The 16,437-nt window shown below is 54.8% G+C and carries 15 protein-coding genes; 6 read left to right on the forward strand and 9 right to left on the reverse strand.

Annotated features, from left to right (window positions below; all coding sequences use genetic code 11):
* Positions 1-2: 2 nt before the first annotated feature.
* Positions 3-530 carry a bifunctional adenosylcobinamide kinase/adenosylcobinamide-phosphate guanylyltransferase gene (gene cobU / locus ACNQ6O_RS12970; RefSeq protein ID WP_418053645.1) on the reverse strand — a complete coding sequence of 176 codons (528 nt, stop codon included), beginning with the start codon at positions 528-530 and terminating at the stop codon, positions 3-5.
* Between the two features lie 100 nt (positions 531-630).
* On the opposite strand from cobU, the gene ACNQ6O_RS12975 reads away from it, so the two are divergent.
* From ACNQ6O_RS12975 to ACNQ6O_RS12985, 3 genes are all read left to right on the forward strand, one after another.
* Positions 631-2,505 (forward strand): putative nucleotidyltransferase substrate binding domain-containing protein, encoded by a 1,875-nt coding sequence (locus ACNQ6O_RS12975; RefSeq protein WP_418053646.1) that lies wholly within the window; start codon positions 631-633, stop codon positions 2,503-2,505.
* The gene (locus ACNQ6O_RS12980) at positions 2,498-3,220 is read left to right on the forward strand and encodes a 3'-5' exonuclease (protein ID WP_418053647.1); all 723 of its coding nucleotides are present in this window, start codon (positions 2,498-2,500) and stop codon (positions 3,218-3,220) included. The genes ACNQ6O_RS12975 and ACNQ6O_RS12980 overlap by 8 nt, the downstream gene beginning before the upstream one ends.
* Before the next feature lie 63 nt (positions 3,221-3,283).
* The gene (locus tag ACNQ6O_RS12985) at positions 3,284-3,862 is read left to right on the forward strand and encodes a QsdR family transcriptional regulator (protein WP_418053648.1); all 579 of its coding nucleotides are present in this window, start codon (positions 3,284-3,286) and stop codon (positions 3,860-3,862) included.
* A 96-nt stretch (positions 3,863-3,958) separates the two neighbouring features.
* Here the strand turns inward: ACNQ6O_RS12985 and ACNQ6O_RS12990 are convergent, their stop codons facing one another.
* The 3 genes from ACNQ6O_RS12990 to ACNQ6O_RS13000 form a co-directional block, all read right to left on the reverse strand.
* A complete protein-coding gene (locus ACNQ6O_RS12990) occupies positions 3,959-5,353 on the reverse strand; it encodes a sodium-dependent transporter (protein ID WP_418053649.1) in 1,395 nt (464 codons plus the stop codon).
* A gap of 171 nt (positions 5,354-5,524) precedes the next feature.
* Positions 5,525-7,099 (reverse strand): methyl-accepting chemotaxis protein, encoded by a 1,575-nt coding sequence (locus tag ACNQ6O_RS12995; RefSeq protein WP_418053650.1) that lies wholly within the window; start codon positions 7,097-7,099, stop codon positions 5,525-5,527.
* 51 nt (positions 7,100-7,150) lie between these two features.
* Entirely contained in the window at positions 7,151-8,023 is an 873-nt protein-coding gene (locus ACNQ6O_RS13000) for a carboxylate/amino acid/amine transporter (RefSeq protein WP_418053651.1), read from the reverse strand.
* A gap of 171 nt (positions 8,024-8,194) precedes the next feature.
* On the opposite strand from ACNQ6O_RS13000, the gene ACNQ6O_RS13005 reads away from it, so the two are divergent.
* A complete protein-coding gene (locus ACNQ6O_RS13005) occupies positions 8,195-9,592 on the forward strand; it encodes an MATE family efflux transporter (protein ID WP_418053652.1) in 1,398 nt (465 codons plus the stop codon).
* 33 nt (positions 9,593-9,625) lie between these two features.
* Here the strand turns inward: ACNQ6O_RS13005 and ACNQ6O_RS13010 are convergent, their stop codons facing one another.
* Positions 9,626-10,606, reverse strand: coding sequence for a GGDEF domain-containing protein (locus tag ACNQ6O_RS13010; RefSeq protein ID WP_418053653.1), 981 nt, complete (start codon positions 10,604-10,606; stop codon positions 9,626-9,628).
* 292 nt (positions 10,607-10,898) lie between these two features.
* On the reverse strand, positions 10,899-11,330 hold the full coding sequence (locus ACNQ6O_RS13015) for a CBS domain-containing protein (protein WP_418053654.1): 432 nt from the start codon (positions 11,328-11,330) through the stop codon (positions 10,899-10,901).
* Positions 11,331-11,527: 197 nt separating this feature from the next.
* Between ACNQ6O_RS13015 and ACNQ6O_RS13020 the strand changes: the two genes are divergently transcribed.
* Both ACNQ6O_RS13020 and ACNQ6O_RS13025 read left to right on the forward strand, forming a co-directional pair.
* Positions 11,528-12,889: an alanine/glycine:cation symporter family protein gene (locus tag ACNQ6O_RS13020; protein ID WP_418053655.1), complete on the forward strand. Its 1,362-nt coding sequence runs from the start codon at positions 11,528-11,530 to the stop codon at positions 12,887-12,889.
* Between the two features lie 177 nt (positions 12,890-13,066).
* A complete protein-coding gene (locus ACNQ6O_RS13025) occupies positions 13,067-13,720 on the forward strand; it encodes a peroxiredoxin (RefSeq protein WP_418053656.1) in 654 nt (217 codons plus the stop codon).
* Positions 13,721-13,797: 77 nt separating this feature from the next.
* Here the strand turns inward: ACNQ6O_RS13025 and ACNQ6O_RS13030 are convergent, their stop codons facing one another.
* Genes ACNQ6O_RS13030 through ACNQ6O_RS13040 form a run of 3 tightly spaced genes read right to left on the reverse strand, consistent with a single transcriptional unit; the run spans position 13,798 to position 16,303 of the window.
* Positions 13,798-14,580, reverse strand: a complete 783-nt coding sequence (locus ACNQ6O_RS13030; RefSeq protein ID WP_418053657.1) for a MetQ/NlpA family ABC transporter substrate-binding protein — start codon at positions 14,578-14,580, stop codon at positions 13,798-13,800.
* Between the two features lie 38 nt (positions 14,581-14,618).
* Positions 14,619-15,296: a methionine ABC transporter permease gene (locus ACNQ6O_RS13035; RefSeq protein WP_418053658.1), complete on the reverse strand. Its 678-nt coding sequence runs from the start codon at positions 15,294-15,296 to the stop codon at positions 14,619-14,621.
* Entirely contained in the window at positions 15,296-16,303 is a 1,008-nt protein-coding gene (locus ACNQ6O_RS13040) for a methionine ABC transporter ATP-binding protein (RefSeq protein ID WP_418053659.1), read from the reverse strand. Before ACNQ6O_RS13040 ends, ACNQ6O_RS13035 begins: the two co-directional genes overlap by 1 nt.
* Positions 16,304-16,437 lie beyond the last annotated feature (134 nt).

The following is a 16,437-nucleotide window of genomic DNA, read 5'->3' on the forward strand; positions in this document are numbered from 1 at the left end:
TATCAAGCACCCTTGAGCACTAAAGGCAGGCCCGCGACTGACATAACCACTTCGTCACAGCGCTGGGCCAGCGCCTGATTCAGCCAGCCCAGCTCATCCGCAAAGCGCCGGGTGAGCGGGTCCATACCGATGGTGCCCAGCCCGACCTCGTTGGTGACCACCACCACCGAGCCGGAATAGTGCTCTACCGCATCAAGAAACGCCTCCCGTTCCCGAGCAAACACCTCGTCGCCAGCAAACAGCAAATTACTCACCCACAAGCTCATACAATCAATGAGCAACAGAGGCGGGTTAGCCGTTTCGGCCTGAACATCCTTAAGCACCTTGGCCAACTGCAACGGTTCTTCCGCCAGCCCCCAGCTGGCTGGTCGTTGCTCCTGGTGCCGGGTAATCCGCTGCGCCATCTCGTCATCACCCGCGGTGGCGGTTGCGACATACACCACCGGCTCTCCCGCCGCTTGCGCTCGCTGCTCTGCCATCGCGGTTTTGCCGGAACGAATACCACCGATCACCAGCAACTTGTTAGCCATGCCAAGCCTCCTGAAGGCCCATAAGTAAGAGCGCAAAGGTACACCAAAAAAATGCACAACTGCTATAGTTTGGCCAGAACACGCACTAGCTGGAGAGAGCATGCAGGCCGAACTGCTGGACATTCAAAATCACATTACCCAACACGCCCCTTTTGATGAAATGTCCGACGACTTACTGGACAAAATCGTCACCAACATCGAGGTGGTCTACGTTCGTGCCGGCACTCAGATTGTCGAGCTTGGTCAACAAGCACAGTGCCTGCATTACCTTCGCAGCGGTGCCGTCGAAATCTACCGGCGCTCGGGCGAACTTTACAGTCGGGTCGGTGAAGGCGAGATCTTCGGCCAGTTCGGTTTGATGATGAACAAGAAGGTGCGCTTCCCGGTCAAAGCGATTGAAGACAGCCTCATCTACAAGATTCCGGAGCATGTCTTCCACTATCTTTGGGAGCATGACGACAACTTCGCCGACTTTGTCGAAATCGAAGACCGCAGCCGCCTGCGTTCAGCGGTTTCTCGGCGGGAAAAGTCGAACCAGTTGATGACAGCCCGAGTCACCCGCTTGATCTCCCGTGCGCTGGTTTGTGCACCAACCACTGTCAGGCTGCAGGAAGCCGCCCGCATCATGACGGACAATGGCGTCTCATCATTACCCTTGATGGATGAAAGCGGTGACACCCCCAAGCTCGTGGGCATTATTACCGACCGCGATCTGCGTACTCGTGCCGTCAACCACGCTCTGGCGTCCGAGACCCCGGTCAGTGAAATCATGACGGAAGGGCTGATCACCATCAGCACCCGAGCGTTTATTTTCGAAGCCATGCTAAAGATGCTGCACAACAACGTGCACCACCTGCCGGTGATGGACGGCGATGAAGTGCGGGGCATCATCGCACTGGCTGATATCGTTAAATACGAAAGCCAAAGCAGTCTGTATCTGGTCAGTAACATCTTCCATAAACATGACGTAAAAGGCCTGAAAAAAATCAGTCTGGACGTGCGGGACAGTTTCGTCCGCATGGTCAACGAAGACGCCAACTCCCACATGGTGGGCAGTGCCATGGCCGGTATTGGCCGAAGCTTCAGCCAACGCCTTCTGGAGTTAGCGGAGGAGAAACTCGGCCCTCCACCCGTCCCCTACTGTTATATGGCGCTGGGCTCCATGGCGCGGGATGAACAACTGGTGGTGACCGACCAGGATAACGCCCTGATTCTGGACGACAGTTTCATTCCGGAAGAACATGACGAGTACTTTCTAGCGATGGCCAAGTTCGTCTCAGACGGGCTGGCCGAGTGCGGCTACACCTATTGCACCGGCGACATCATGGCCACCAATCCAAAATGGCGCCAACCGCTGAAGGTGTGGAAGAAATACTTCACCGACTGGATTGAGAACCCCAACGGTCAGACGTTGCTCAACAGCAACATTTTCTTCGATCTGGATGGCATCCACGGCGAAACCGATTTTGCCGAACAGCTGAAAACTCTGGTCGCCGATAAAGCGTCCAGCAGCCAACGGTTCCTGACGTTGATGGCCCGTAACGCGCTAAACCGCACACCGCCGCTGGGTTTCTTCCGAACCTTCGTGCTCGAAGAAGACGGCAAGCATCAAAAAACGTTCAACCTGAAGCGCCGGGGCACCGCGCCTCTGTCCGATCTGATCCGCGTGCATGCTCTGGCCTGCGGCTCGCGCTCCCAGAACTCGTTTGAACGCTTGAAAGACATTGCTAACACCAAGCTGCTGGTCGATGACGATGCCGGCAACTTGCGGGACGCGTTGGAATTCATATCCATTGTCCGAGTTCGTCATCAGGCTCTGGCCATCGAGGAAGGCCGTGAGCCTGACAACAACGTGCGCCCCGAAGACCTGTCGCCGTTCGAGCGTAGCCACCTGAAAGACGCTTTTCAGATCGTCAGCAACGCTCAGAGATTCCTGAGATTCCGTTACAACGCAGGGATGGTCAGGAATGCCTAACAACATTAAGAGCCGGAACAGCAAACAAAACTGGACGGAGAACTACCGTACGCAAGCAATGAAGGCGCTAGACCCCAGAATCCGCGCCTTTTACGAGGTCGGTTGCCCCAACCCCGACACCCCGATCCGGGACGTTCCGCTTCTAGCGCTGGATTTCGAAACCACCGGGCTGGACGCTTCCCAACACTCGATCGTGAGCATCGGTCTGGTACCGTTCACCTTGGCCGGCGTCCAGCTTGGTAAAGCGTGGCACCAGATCGTGCGCCCCAAACTGCCGCTGCACCAGGAGTCGGTCACCATTCACGGTATCACCCACGCTGAAATCCACGATGCTCCCGATCTGGAAGAGGTCCTCGACCCGCTGTTCGCGCATCTGACGGGCCGTATTCCTGTGGTGCACTACCGCAACATCGAACGGCCATTCCTCAACACCGCCCTGCAGTGGCGATTGAACGAACAGCTTCGGTTCCCGGTCATCGACACCATGGCCATCGAAGCCTACCTGCACCCTAAGCGACGACCCTCGCGCTGGCAGCAGCTCGTGGGCAAGAAGCCTATATCGATCCGCCTGCCGGACAGTCGCACCCGATATGGCTTACCCCACTATGCCGGTCACAACGCCCTGATCGACGCCATTGCCACGGCCGAATTATTGCAGGCGCAAATTGCTCACCACTTCAGCCCGGACACGCCCATCGGCGACCTGTGGGTATAGGCCACCATAGCCCAAGCCCTCAGCAACCGCTAGAATGAAGGCAAACTTACCAAAGAGCCAAAAGTGACCGAATCAACCATCAAAACAACCCCGATCGACGCCTTTAAACGCGCGCGAAGAATGTGGTTAAAAGGGGAGAAGATCAGTCTTGCCGCCCTTGCCGACGACTTAGGCATTGGCCGAGCCACCCTGTTTCGCTGGGTTGGCAATCGTGATCTGCTGATTGGTGAAATCCTGTGGTCGCTCTATGAACCCCTGTACAAAGAAGCTCGCGAGATCACGCCCGGCCACGGCGTTGATTACGTCGTGGGTGTTTTCCGCCACATCAACACCACCATTCTGCACTTCTCGCCACTGCGAAAGTTTCTGCATCAGGACCCGGAGTACGCATTGAAGATGCTCACATCCTCGCACTCGACGCTGCACGCCCGCACAGTAGAAGTGAACACCCGCTTACTGAAGGATGAAATTCGCACCGGCCACCTGAGCCCACCCATGAACATCCAGAGCCTGTCTTATTTCATGGTTCGCATTGCTGAATCCTGCCTATACAGCGATATCATTGGCGGTCGGGAGCCCAGAGAAGATGAGCTTGAGGATGCTTGCACGGCCGTAAGGATTTTACTCGGCGGGAAGGTCTAGCGTCAGGGCAGTTATACCGATAAAAGCCTGTGAATAAACACAAAAAACCCGGCGCTGATGGCAGCGCCGGGTTTTCGTCTATCTGGCTTGTGCTTATCAACCAATCAGGTTGTAAACAAACACAATCACAACGGCCACCGGAGTGACGTAGCGAATCAGGATGTGCCAAAGCGTAAAGGCACCGCCCTCCATCACCAAATCAGACTGCAGCGTTTCTTTGGCCACAAACCAGCCCACAAACAGGGCCGTCAGCAAGCCAGACAACGGCAGCATGATGTTCGCTGTGAAGTAATCCAGCAGATCAAACATGGTTTTGCCTTCGAACGCAGCAAACATGCCCAGCGGCGTGATGTCTGACCAAACGTTCAAGGACAGGATGGACACAATGCCCAGCGCCCAACAAGCGCCACCCGCCAGAATGGCGCTACCGGTACGACCCATATCTGTCTTTTCTTCAACCCACTCAACCACCGGCTCCAGCAGCGAAATACCGGACGTCCAGGCAGCAAACAGCAGCAGCACAAAGAACAACGTGCCAAACAGGCTACCCATCGGCATGTTTCCGAAAGCCAGCGGCAGCGTCTGGAAAATCAAACCAGGACCAGCTCCCGCTTCCAAGCCGTTGGCAAACACAACAGGGAAGATGGCCAATCCGGCCAACAGGGCAACAACGGTATCCATCAAAGCAACACTCACGGCGGTGCGGCCAATCGGCACATCGCGGCTCAGATAAGAGCCATAGGCCATCATAATGGCCATACCCAAACTTAGGGTGAAGAAGGCATGGCCAAGTGCAACCAGCACGCCTTTGACAGTCAACGCCTCAAAATTCGGCGTAAACAGGAAGCTGGCCGCCTCTCCAAAGTGCCCGGTTGTGGTCGCATAACCAACCACAACCAGCAACAACACAAACAAAGCGGGCATCAAAATGGTGACAGCACGTTCCAGACCACCTTTCAAACCGCGGGAAACCACCAGCACTACCAGTGCCATAAACAAGGTGTGCCAGGCCAATAGCTGCATCGGGCTGGCCAGAAGGTCGCCAAACAACTTGCCAACACTGTCAGCCGTGCCTCCGGTGAAATCGCCCATGGCCGAGTGGCCAATGTAGGACGCGGCCCAACCGCCGATTACCGAATAGAACGACAAGATTATAAAAGCGGCCAACATGCCGACAATGGCGGCTAGGCGCCAGGCTGGCGATGCCAGGTTGCGCTCTGCCACTAAACGGAAGCTGGCGATCGGGTTATGACGACCATTCCGCCCGATAAACACTTCCGCCATCATAATGGGGATGCCGATGATGAAAATACAAAGAAGGTATACCAGTACGAAGGCACCGCCACCATTTTCACCGGTTACATACGGGAACTTCCAGACGTTACCCAGGCCGACTGCTGACCCGGTAGCCGCCAGAATAAACGCGAGCCTGGACGACCAAAGCCCGCGTGCTCCGGATGCACTGGCAGATGCGGAGTTAGACTGTGTCATGTGTTTTTCTTCCTGTGCTTTTGGCTGAGGAAACTACGATTTGTGCGCGCCTGCGTATAGCTCAGGCGCAGTTGGTGCAGGATTCTGCCAGCACTGACGACATGATGCCAGTACCGGCATTTTTGCAAACACAAAAAGACGCGGGTTTATCCCACCCCAACTTCTCGTTATTTAACGATTTTTATCAACAAATCGAGCGACCAAATCCTTCAAACCGTGAGCCATGGTGCTGAGCTTATCACTACTGCCTCGGGCAGCTTCGGCCTGCTCATCACTTTGATCGGCCAGCCCGGCGATGTTCACGATCTGTTGATTGATTTCATCCGAAACCTGACTCTGCTCCTCAAAAGCGGCCGACATAGTGATAAAGCTGTCGGAAATGGCATCCACCGAACTGACAATCGCGTTCAAAGCCCCAACGGCTCCTTGCACCTTACTCAGCCCATCACCGGCTATGGCTTCACCGGCCCGCACGGCTTCGTTGGTTTCTTCAACTTGAGCCCGGAAGCTTTCGATCACCTCTTGAATCTTCACCGTAGACTCTCGGGTGCGCTGCGCCAAAGAACGCACTTCATCCGCAACCACCGCAAATCCACGACCCTGCTCACCAGCTCGGGCCGCTTCAATCGCCGCATTCAGCGCCAGCAGGTTGGTTTGGTCAGCGATGTCGGAAATCAGATTCGCGGCTTCACCAATGGTTTGGGTGGACTCGCCCAAGCGACTAACGGATGCACCAATACTGCTGACCCGATCCACCAGCTGTTCTATTGCAACCAGAGCTTCGGTGCTGCGCGCACTACCATCGTGCGCCAAACGATGAGCTTGCTCTGCTTCCCGCGCATTATCGGCGACCGCTGAGGCGACTTCCTGTATGGAAGCGGTCATTTCATTGATCGCTGAGGCGGTCTGGTCCGTTTCGGCGCGCTGACGGGCAATGGCTTCCGCGCCCTCAGCAATGAAGGCGTGTGAAGCCTTAGCTTGGGCATTCAAGTACTCAGCCTGATCATCAATTCTGGCCAGCGCCGTCCGCAAACGCGCTTCCTCGCTCACCAAGACCAACGCCAACCTTGAGAACAGCCCTTGCTCATCCGAGTAGGTTCGAGCAATCAAAGGGTCCTGAAAAGCGTCTAGGCGAAGCCCCAGAATACGTTTCAGACGTTTGGTTAACGACCCGTACACCCACCAGGCGGCCAACCCATGCCCCAGAGTGGCAACAACCACAGCCCATACCGGCGAGGTCAGCTGCAAGGCCACGAGTGTGAGTACCAGCGATACAATGAACGGAGATCCGGAGCGCAAGGTCGAAAGCACACGACTGATACGTGCCGACGGCACCTGACCAGCGGAAAGCCGCGCATACAGTTTTTGAGTTCGCTCGACCTGATCGCGGGTGGTAGCTACACGCACCGACTCGTAGCCGACCTTTTCGCCCGCCTCCCAGATCGGCGTAACGTATGCACTGACCCAATAGTAACCGCCGCATTTGGTGCGATTTTTCACAACGCCCATCCAGGCTTTACCTGCTTTCAGGTAACTCCACATGTTGGCAAAGGTCGCTTCCGGCATATCGGGATGACGAATCAGATTATGCGGTTGGCCAATCAGTTCATCTCGCCCGTACCCGCTAATGGCCTCAAAATCATCGTTGCAGTAGGTGATCACCCCCCGCAAATTGGTGGTACTGATCAGCCGCATGCCAGCGGCCACCTCAATTTCTTTATCGGTGACCGGGAGATTCTTTCGCATGATACGTAACACCCCAAAAAAGTTTTGAATAGGTTAAAAGCATAGCCGTGCTTAGTTCGCCAATTGCATCCGCGCGCGAGGGTGAAACCTTGCGTTCACCCACAGTGAAAACGCTATTACTGCGCCACCAAGCGCTAGCCGAGTCAGGTCTGCGTCCCGGTTCCAGATTAATAAATTGACCATCAAACCGGCGGGTACCAGCACATTGTTCATCACCGCCAGCGTGCCTGCGTCGACCTCACAGGCCCCACGGTTCCAGAGGTACAGACCAAGGCCCGATGCCGCCAAGCCTAACCAGGCGAGAATGCCCCATTGCAGCATGGTGGCCGGCAACTTGTCGGGGTTGCCAAAGATCAGGAACGAAGGCAATGCAATCACCAGCGCCCCGAAGAAGAAGTAACCAAAGGTGCGATAGCCAGGAAGGTCTAATGGATATTTGCGCATCACATGCTTGTAGCCCACCTGGCCTGCCGCGAACGCCATGTTAGCCACCTGCAGCAGTAAAAATCCGGTAAGGAAGTCCTCACTTAACCCGTCGTAGCGAATGATCCCAGCGCCTAATGTCGCAACAACCGCAGCCAACAGAGCGACCGGGGAAAAGCGACGGAACAGCGCGTCGTCAATTAACGTGACATACAAGGGCGTGAAGATGGTGAACAGCAGAACCTCGGGCACCGACAGGTAGGCAAAGGAACGGTATAAGCAGACATAGGTAATGCCGAACTGCAGCATACCGGTGGCCATGATGCGCAGTTTCATCCCGTTCGGCACGCCGCGCCAACGGGTAAACGGTAGAAACACCAACGAAGCGAGCAATACACGGCTCAAAACGGCGAAGTCACTATCCACTTGTCCGGCAAGAAACTCACCAATCAAACTGAACGAGAATGCCCACAGGACAGTCACCAGAATCAAAAAAACCATATCACCATACCTTATAAGATCCGGTCCAGTACTTTACTCGTTTTAACCGCCCCGTGCAGCGGCTCATGCGGTGCAAACCCCTATAAGCGCCACACGCATGAATGAAGTAATATTGGCGATTCTATTTAAGCCACAAGCCCTCACACACCCGCAGCCAAAGCCCTAAGTACCATGGACGAAACGCACCAGCCGTTACCCGAAGTTCGACAGCCTTTAATCAGCCGCACGCTCACCGAATGGAAAACTTTGGCGTTGCTCGGCGGGCCGATTCTGATCGCGCAAGTGGCGCAAATGGCCAACGGGGTTATCGACACAGTCATGGCAGGCCATGCCAGCGCTGAAGATCTTGCGGCCGTCGGCATCGGGAGCAGCCTGTGGATGCCACTGTTCCTGTTTTTCATGGGCCTGCTTGGGGCGCTTCAGCCCATCATTTCCGGCTACAACGGTGCCCGTACCACCAGCAAAATCATGCCGGCGACCTGGCAGGGCATCTATATTGCGCTGGGCGGCACGGTCATCATGGCGTTGCTACTGACCAACGTACACCCAGTGCTCGCCTTGCTGAAGATGGACGCCGACACGGCACTCATCACCCAAGGCTATCTGAATGCTTTTGCCTGGGGCATTCCCGCTATGCTGCTGATGAATGCGCTTCGAGGGCTGACAGACGGCTTGGGGCACACCCGGGTGATCATGATGTTTTCAGTACTCAGTACCCTGATCAACCTGCCTCTGAACTATATTTTCATCTACGGAAAATTCGGGCTACCCGCCATGGGCGGTGTTGGCTGTGGCTGGGCGACCTCAATATCGAACGGCATTGCTGCCATCTCACTACTGATCTACCTTAACCGCAGCCAAACCTTCAAACAGTTTCATCTGCTCGCGGAGCGGGTTAAGCCCAACATTGCGGGCATCCATTACATTCTAAAGCTTGGTGTGCCAATCGGCTTCACCATCTTCGTCGAAGCCAGCATGTTTTCCGTGATCGCGCTGTTTTTGGCACCCTTGGGGCCAGTGATCGTGGCCGGTCACCAAATCGCCTTGAACGTCGTTTCTTTATTGTTCATGCTGCCCCTGAGTATCGGCATGGCGCTCACCTTGAGGGTGAGTTTCTTGATTGGGGCCAGAGCTCCAGACAGCGCCAGGCTGATCTCTCGCAGCTCACTGCTGCTAGCCTCAGCGGTCGCCTTAGTGTTTGCGACCTTGCTGCTCGTCTTTTCCGATTCTATCGCTGCGCTATACACCAACGACCCAGAGGTACAAGCGATCACCATCCGGCTGCTTTCTTTTGCTGCCATGTTCCAGATCGCCGATGTCATTCAGGTGACCTGCATCAGCGCCCTGCGCGGTTATAAAGACACCCGCGTGCCCATGTTAATCATGCTGTTTTCGTTTTGGGTGGTGGGGTTGCCACTAGGATACGTGTTGACGTTTACAGACTGGATCACACCATCACTTGGCGCAGCGGGGTTCTGGGTAGGGCTTACCGCGGGGCTAACCTCCGCTAGTTTGTTTCTAGGATGGCGACTGTTCCGCTACCAACCCAAAGCGGAGCCAAATGAATAATCGGCAAGCAAACGCTACGTACAGCGAACTTGTTCAGAAATCATCGCCATACACGACTCTGTCACGGCCGGACTCCTTGGCCCGATAGAGAGCGTGGTCCGCTCTGGATAACCAACTTGTCACGCTTTCCCCGTGACGCAATACGGCCACACCAAAGGAAGACGTAACCGGGCCTCCAGGCCCTTTGAGCGACCTTCGTAACCCTTGCTGCAAATTGGCAACCACGGTTTTCAGGTTATCTTCATCGACACCAGGAAACAGCACCACAAACTCTTCACCACCAAACCGGAACAGCAAATCGGTACGGCGGGTATTTTCTTCAATCAAACCGACCAAATCACGCAGGACGTTATCACCAACACCGTGGCCGTACTCATCGTTAATTTTCTTGAAGTGGTCAATGTCTAGTATCACTAGCGCATAAGACAGCCCGGTTCGTTCCGCATTCGCCGCAGCCAAATCCAACTCTTGGTCCATTGACCGGCGATTTTTGACGCCTGTCAGCGGATCAATCGTCGCCAATTGCTCGAGGCGCTCTCTCTGCTCTTTATTGCGTAAGGCAAACACGTAAGAACATGCACTCACGATCGTGGTACTGGCCACGAACGTCCACATTTGCACGGATGAAGTGAACGCATTCTCCACCGTCATCATGGCCAAGACCGACACAAGATTGAGGGCAGCCGCTACCCGACTGGGCGCCAGAAAAAACGTGGTGACCAAACAGGGGTAGAGCCAAAACAAACCGACCTCGCCCACCAGTATGCCCACCACCACTGCGCCGGTGCAGCTGGCTATGGCCAAAAAAATGCCAGAACGATAGGTGTCGTGGGTTACCCAGGCATAAATCAAACTTCCTGAAAGTACGACCAGAATGCCTAGATCAATGAATCCCGCAAGCAGGTTGCCATCGAGAAACCGCATGATCGCAAACGGCGTGATGCCAAGAATGGCACTGCCCGACAGCAAGGTGACAATAGACAACCGAAAATCATTTTTAAGGCGGTAGAGCATGCAGCAGAGAGCCCAGCAAAAGTTGCGAAGAATCCTGAGCGTAGCTCAGGTCCGAGCCTTGGTCGCCAAGCTGCTACGATTCTTAACAAATATGCATTGAAAGACACAATGTAGTCATAAAGCGTCCATTAAATCGGACTACATTGTATTAGCGACGAGTATACGATCATACTACCGGTATGTATCACTTGACGGCATACTCCGTCACTCAGCCCGAGTGATCCGGAAATCATGCCGTCCATGGATTTCAGCCTGATCTGGGGATTCCGAAGCTAGTCCAACGCTACGGACTTTAGTCCTCAGCACTTTCGAAACGGGAGCGCTCCATCGTTTGCCCGGCTTTCGCCAACTGGGACAATATGGCTGAACGAGTCACCACCCCCACCAACTTCCCACTTTCAACGACCGGATACACTTTCGGCTTACCAGCGCCCAGATTCTGTGCCAGATCGACCACCGACATATCCGGCAATACTGTCACCGGGTTGCGGAACATCACGTCATCCACATTGGGTTCGCCTTCACTGTGATAGTTGCTCACCAGCAGTGCATGAATGCAATCTTGTTCGGACACAAACCCAATGACCCGGCGCTGTTCATCAACCACGGGCAAACCGGTCACGTGATTATTCAGCAGGGCTTTCACCACGCTGGTCAGCGGTGTCCCACACCGAATAGGCTCAATGTGGTTCCACATAACCTCAGAAACCTTCAGTGAATGCATCGGCAACCCCCTTATCCGTGGTTAATGATCTCTCGTCGAGCAGATAGGCCTCTCTTTAAACATAGGCAATCCTTGCCGAAATAGGAAACCGTGAGAGGCAAGCATTTCATAGGTGTAAATTATCAACTAAACTCAAAGAGTTATGTCTGCGCGCACCAAAACCAACGCACTATCCATTGCAAACACTGGGAGTCCTCATGGAAGCAATTTCAAACTTTGTAAGTGAAATCAACGGCTTGGTTTGGGGACCACCCATGTTGGTCATGATTTTGGGTGTCGGCTTATTCCTGAGTCTCGGCCTCAAACTCATGCCCATCATGAAACTCGGCGCAGGTTTCCGCCTGATGTGGAACGGTCGGGCCCGCGGTGGTGACGACGAAGGTGATATTCCGCCGTTTCAGGCACTGATGACAGCACTGTCGGCAACCGTAGGCACGGGTAATATCGCCGGTGTGGCCACCGCGGTGTTTTTGGGTGGTCCCGGTGCGCTGTTCTGGATGTGGTTGACAGCACTGGTGGGCATGGCCACCAAATATTCCGAGGCGGTACTTGCCGTTCGCTTCCGCGAAGTGGATGAGCGCGGCGCCCACGTGGGCGGCCCAATGTATTACATTCGCAACGGTTTGGGTAAAAAGTGGGCTTGGCTGGGCGTGCTGTTTGCGATTTTTGCGTCGGTCGCGGCTTTCGGTATCGGTAATACCGTGCAGGCCAACTCAGTCGCCGATGTGCTCGAAGCCAACTTCAGCATCCCGCATTGGGCAACCGGCCTGGTACTGATGGTGCTGGTGGGCATGGTTCTAATCGGCGGTATCAAACGCATCGGTCAGGTGGCCAGCGCCCTGGTTCCATTCATGGCGGTTTCTTATGTGCTGATCGGTCTGGTGGTTCTGGCCATTAACGCCCATGAAATTCCCGATGCCTTCAGCCTAATATTCAGCTATGCCTTCAGCCCTGCGGCAGCCGAAGGTGGCTTCGCCGGCGCGGCCGTTTGGGCAGCGATTCGTTTTGGTGTCGCGCGCGGTATCTTCTCCAACGAAGCAGGCCTCGGCTCCGCACCTATTGCTCACGCAGCCGCACAAACCAAAGACCCGGTTCGCCAAGGCATGGTTGCTATGCTCGGCACCTTTATCGATACCATCATCGTGTGCAGCATTACCGGCTTGGTGATTATCACTTCCGGTGTTTGGACCTCCGGTGAAACCGGCGCAGCACTGACCTCCCTGGCCTTCGAAACCGGCCTGCCGGGCTTGGGCAACTATTTGGTGGCGATTGCGCTGGCGATTTTCGCCTTCACCACCATTCTGGGCTGGTCCTTCTACGGTGAACGGAGCATCGAGTTCTTGTTTGGCGTAAAAGCCATCGTGCCTTACCGGATCGTATGGATCCTTGCGATTCCGGTGGGTGCGACGGTCAATCTGGGCTTCATCTGGCTGCTGGCCGATACTCTGAACGCCATGATGGCCTTGCCTAACCTGATCGCACTGCTGTTGCTTAGCCCGGTGGTATTCCGTCTGACCAAGGACTACTTTGATAAACAGATGAGCCCCGGAATCAACTGATACAAGCCAGTAACTCGCCCCCACGGAAGTGGGCGCTGCAGATGAGGTAGATCAAGCCCCCTTGTTTTCCCCCGCTGCGGCTCCATGTTTACTTGTATACACTGGGCTAACCAGTTGGCTGCGCAATTGCGCAGCCAAAACCACAGATCTGCAACGATGCGTGAAAGGAGACCAAGCATGAGCTTACGCCTAGGAGATACGGCACCGGATTTCGAACAGGAATCCAGTGAAGGCACCATCCGCTTCCACGAATGGTTAGGAGATAGCTGGGGCGTTTTATTCTCGCACCCTGCTGACTTTACCCCTGTGTGCACAACCGAGTTGGGCCTGACTGCAAAGCTGAAAGACAAGTTCGCCGAGCGCAACGTGAAAGCCATTGCGCTGAGTGTTGACCCCGTCGACTCTCACCACGATTGGATCAAAGACATCAACGAGACTCAGGGCTGCACGGTCAACTTCCCCATCATTGCTGACCAAGACCGCAAGGTTTCTGAGCTGTACGACATGATTCACCCGAACGCAGACAGCAGCCTGACGGTTCGCTCTCTGTTTGTGATCGACCCGGCCAAAAAAGTTCGGCTCATCATCACTTATCCGGCTTCAACCGGCCGGAACTTCAATGAAGTTCTGCGAGTGATTGATTCACTACAGCTGACTGACGACCACAAAGTGGCAACGCCGGGTAACTGGGAGCGGGGCGGTGATGTCGTCATCGTGCCATCTCTTCAGGATGAGGACGAAATCAAAGAACGTTTCCCGAAAGGCTACAAGGCCGTTAAATCTTACCTGCGGATGACTCCAGACCCGAAAACCAACTGGAGCGGTGATTAATCACTACGGGTTGTAAACGTAAAAAGGGCAGGTAATACCTGCCCTTTTTATTTCAGTGAGTTAGCAATCGCCGGCCATCAGAATGCCGGAACAACTGCACCCTCGTACTTCTTCATGATGAAGTCTTTGACCGCATCCGATTTCAACGCATTAGCCAGCTTCTGCATGGCTTCGCTGTCTTTGTTATCCGGACGAGCAACCAGTATGTTGACGTACGGAGACTCGGCCCCCTCAATAATCAGGGCGTCTTCAGAAGGATTCAGGCCCGCTTCCAGCGCGTAGTTGGTGTTGATCAGGGCAACGTCTACCTGATTCAGGATGCGCGGCAGAGTGGCGGCTTCCAGTTCTTTGAAATCCAGGTCTTTCGGGTTGTCGGCAATGTCACGCGGGGTCGCAGTGATCTTGCTTTCGTCCTTAAGGGTGATCAAACCGGCTTTCTGAAGCAGCAGCAGCGCACGGCCACCGTTGGTGGGGTCGTTCGGGATAGCCACAACCGCACCTTCTTTCAGATCGTCCAGAGACTCGATCTTGGTGGAGTAGGCACCGAACGGCTCAACGTGCACACCAGTCACAGTGACCAGGCTGGTACCGCGACCGGCGTTGAATTCGTCCAGGTATGGCTGGTGCTGGAAGAAGTTCGCGTCCATCCGCTTCTGATCAACCTGAATATTGGGTTGAATGTAGTCGGTGAATACTTTCACATCCAGCTCGACACCTTGCTCTGCCAGAGTCGGCTTTACGAATTCCAGCAGCTCAGCGTGAGGGACCGGAGTCGCGGCTACAGACAGAGTTTCTGCCGTAACAGCGGAAGAGAAAGTCGCTGCGGCGGCCAGAGCCACCAGTGTTTTCTTCAGATTCATCAACAAATACTCCTGCTCAAAAGACAAATAATTCAGAGTTACTTACGGCTGAAATACAGTACCAGACGATCACCCGCCATCTGCAGCAGCTGTACAAAGATCACCAGCAAAGCAACGGTTATGATCATCACGTCCGTTTGGAAGCGCTGGTAACCAAAGCGAATAGCCAAATCACCCAAGCCACCACCGCCAATAACACCCGACATAGCGGCATAAGAAACCAGTGTGATCGCCGTAACGGTAATACCAGCGATGATGCCCGGAAGTGCTTCAGGCAGCAAGGCACCAAACACGATCTGGCGGATATTCGCGCCCATCGCCTGAGTGGCTTCGATGATGCCGCGATCCACTTCTCTGAGTGACGTTTCGACCAACCGGGCAAAGAATGGAGCACCGCCCGCGACCAGAGGCGGGATCGCACCGGCCACACCCAAGGAGGTGCCAATCAGCATCACCGTGAACGGAATCATTACAATCAACAGAATAATAAACGGCACGGACCGTAGCACGTTGACCACAAACGACAGAATCGCATAAGCCACTGGCTGCTCCAGCAACTGGCGCTTACCAAACAGAAACAGCAGCACACCAATGGGCAAACCAATCAGCACACTGAACAGCAGCGACATGCCCACCATAACCAGCGTGTCCCAGCTGGCTATACCGATTTCGGCCCAGTCGACATTGCCCATAAGGCTTTCCATGAGAGCTTCCATCAACGCACCACCTCCACGTGTACATCAGCGGCTTCGAGGGCTTTCAACGCCACATCAACATCGCCACCAATCAATGAAAGGGTAAGCTGGCCGTAGGGCGTATCTTTAATGTGATCAATTCGGCCGGACAAAATGCTGAAGTCAACGCCGGACTGTCGGGCAACACTGCCCAATAAAGGCTTGTAGGTAGACTCGCCTTTGAAAGTCAGGCGCAAAATCCGGCCTTCGGCTTTCTGTAAGTTTTCCTGCAACTCGTCGCCGTCGATGCTCTCGCTTTCCAGCACAAAATCCCGGGTAGTCGGGTGCTGCGGGTGCAGGAACACTTCGCTGACCGGTCCCATTTCCACCACGCGCCCGGCATCCATCACGGCTACCCGGTCACAAACCCGGCGCACCACGTCCATCTCGTGGGTAATCAGTACGATGGTCAAGCCCAGCTCTTTGTTGATGTCGGCCAGCAACTTCAACACGGACTGAGTCGTTTGAGGGTCCAATGCGCTAGTGGCTTCGTCACACAACAACACCGTCGGACGACAAGCCAGTGCGCGTGCAATGCCCACTCGCTGTTTTTGTCCGCCGGACAACTGGGACGGGTATTTATGGGCATGATCGCTCAAGCTCACCCGTGCCAGCAGCTCTTCCACCCGCTCGCGGATTTCCGTTTTGCTGTAAATGCCTGCCAACTTCATCGGAAACGCAATGTTGTCCGCAACCGTCTTGGAAGACAGCAAGTTAAAGTGCTGGAAGATCATCCCAACTTTGCGGCGAAAAGCACGAAGTTCCGCTGCGGAATAGCCGGTGATGTCTTCGCCTTCAATCAGAATACGGCCGCCGGAAACCGGCTCGAGCTTATTGATCAGTCGAATCAGTGTGGACTTGCCTGCGCCGGAATGGCCAACAATGCCAAAAACCTCACCGGTTTCGATGGTCATACTGGTAGGACGCAACGCGGGAATATCCCGCCCACCTACTTGGTACGACTTCCTTACCTCGTCAAATACAATCATGGTCAGTGCCTTGGATAAGCGCTTTCGTCAAAGCGTCGTGGGGCAGAGTGAAAGCCGCCGATTATAACGTATTCGGCGGCCAAACCCGAACCACTGTCCAAGGGCTGTTTGTGGGTAGTTGCCCGTACGGTTTA

This window comes from Marinobacter sp. SBS5 (assembly GCF_048285575.1).
In the GTDB taxonomy this organism is placed as follows: Bacteria; Pseudomonadota; Gammaproteobacteria; order Pseudomonadales; family Oleiphilaceae; genus Marinobacter.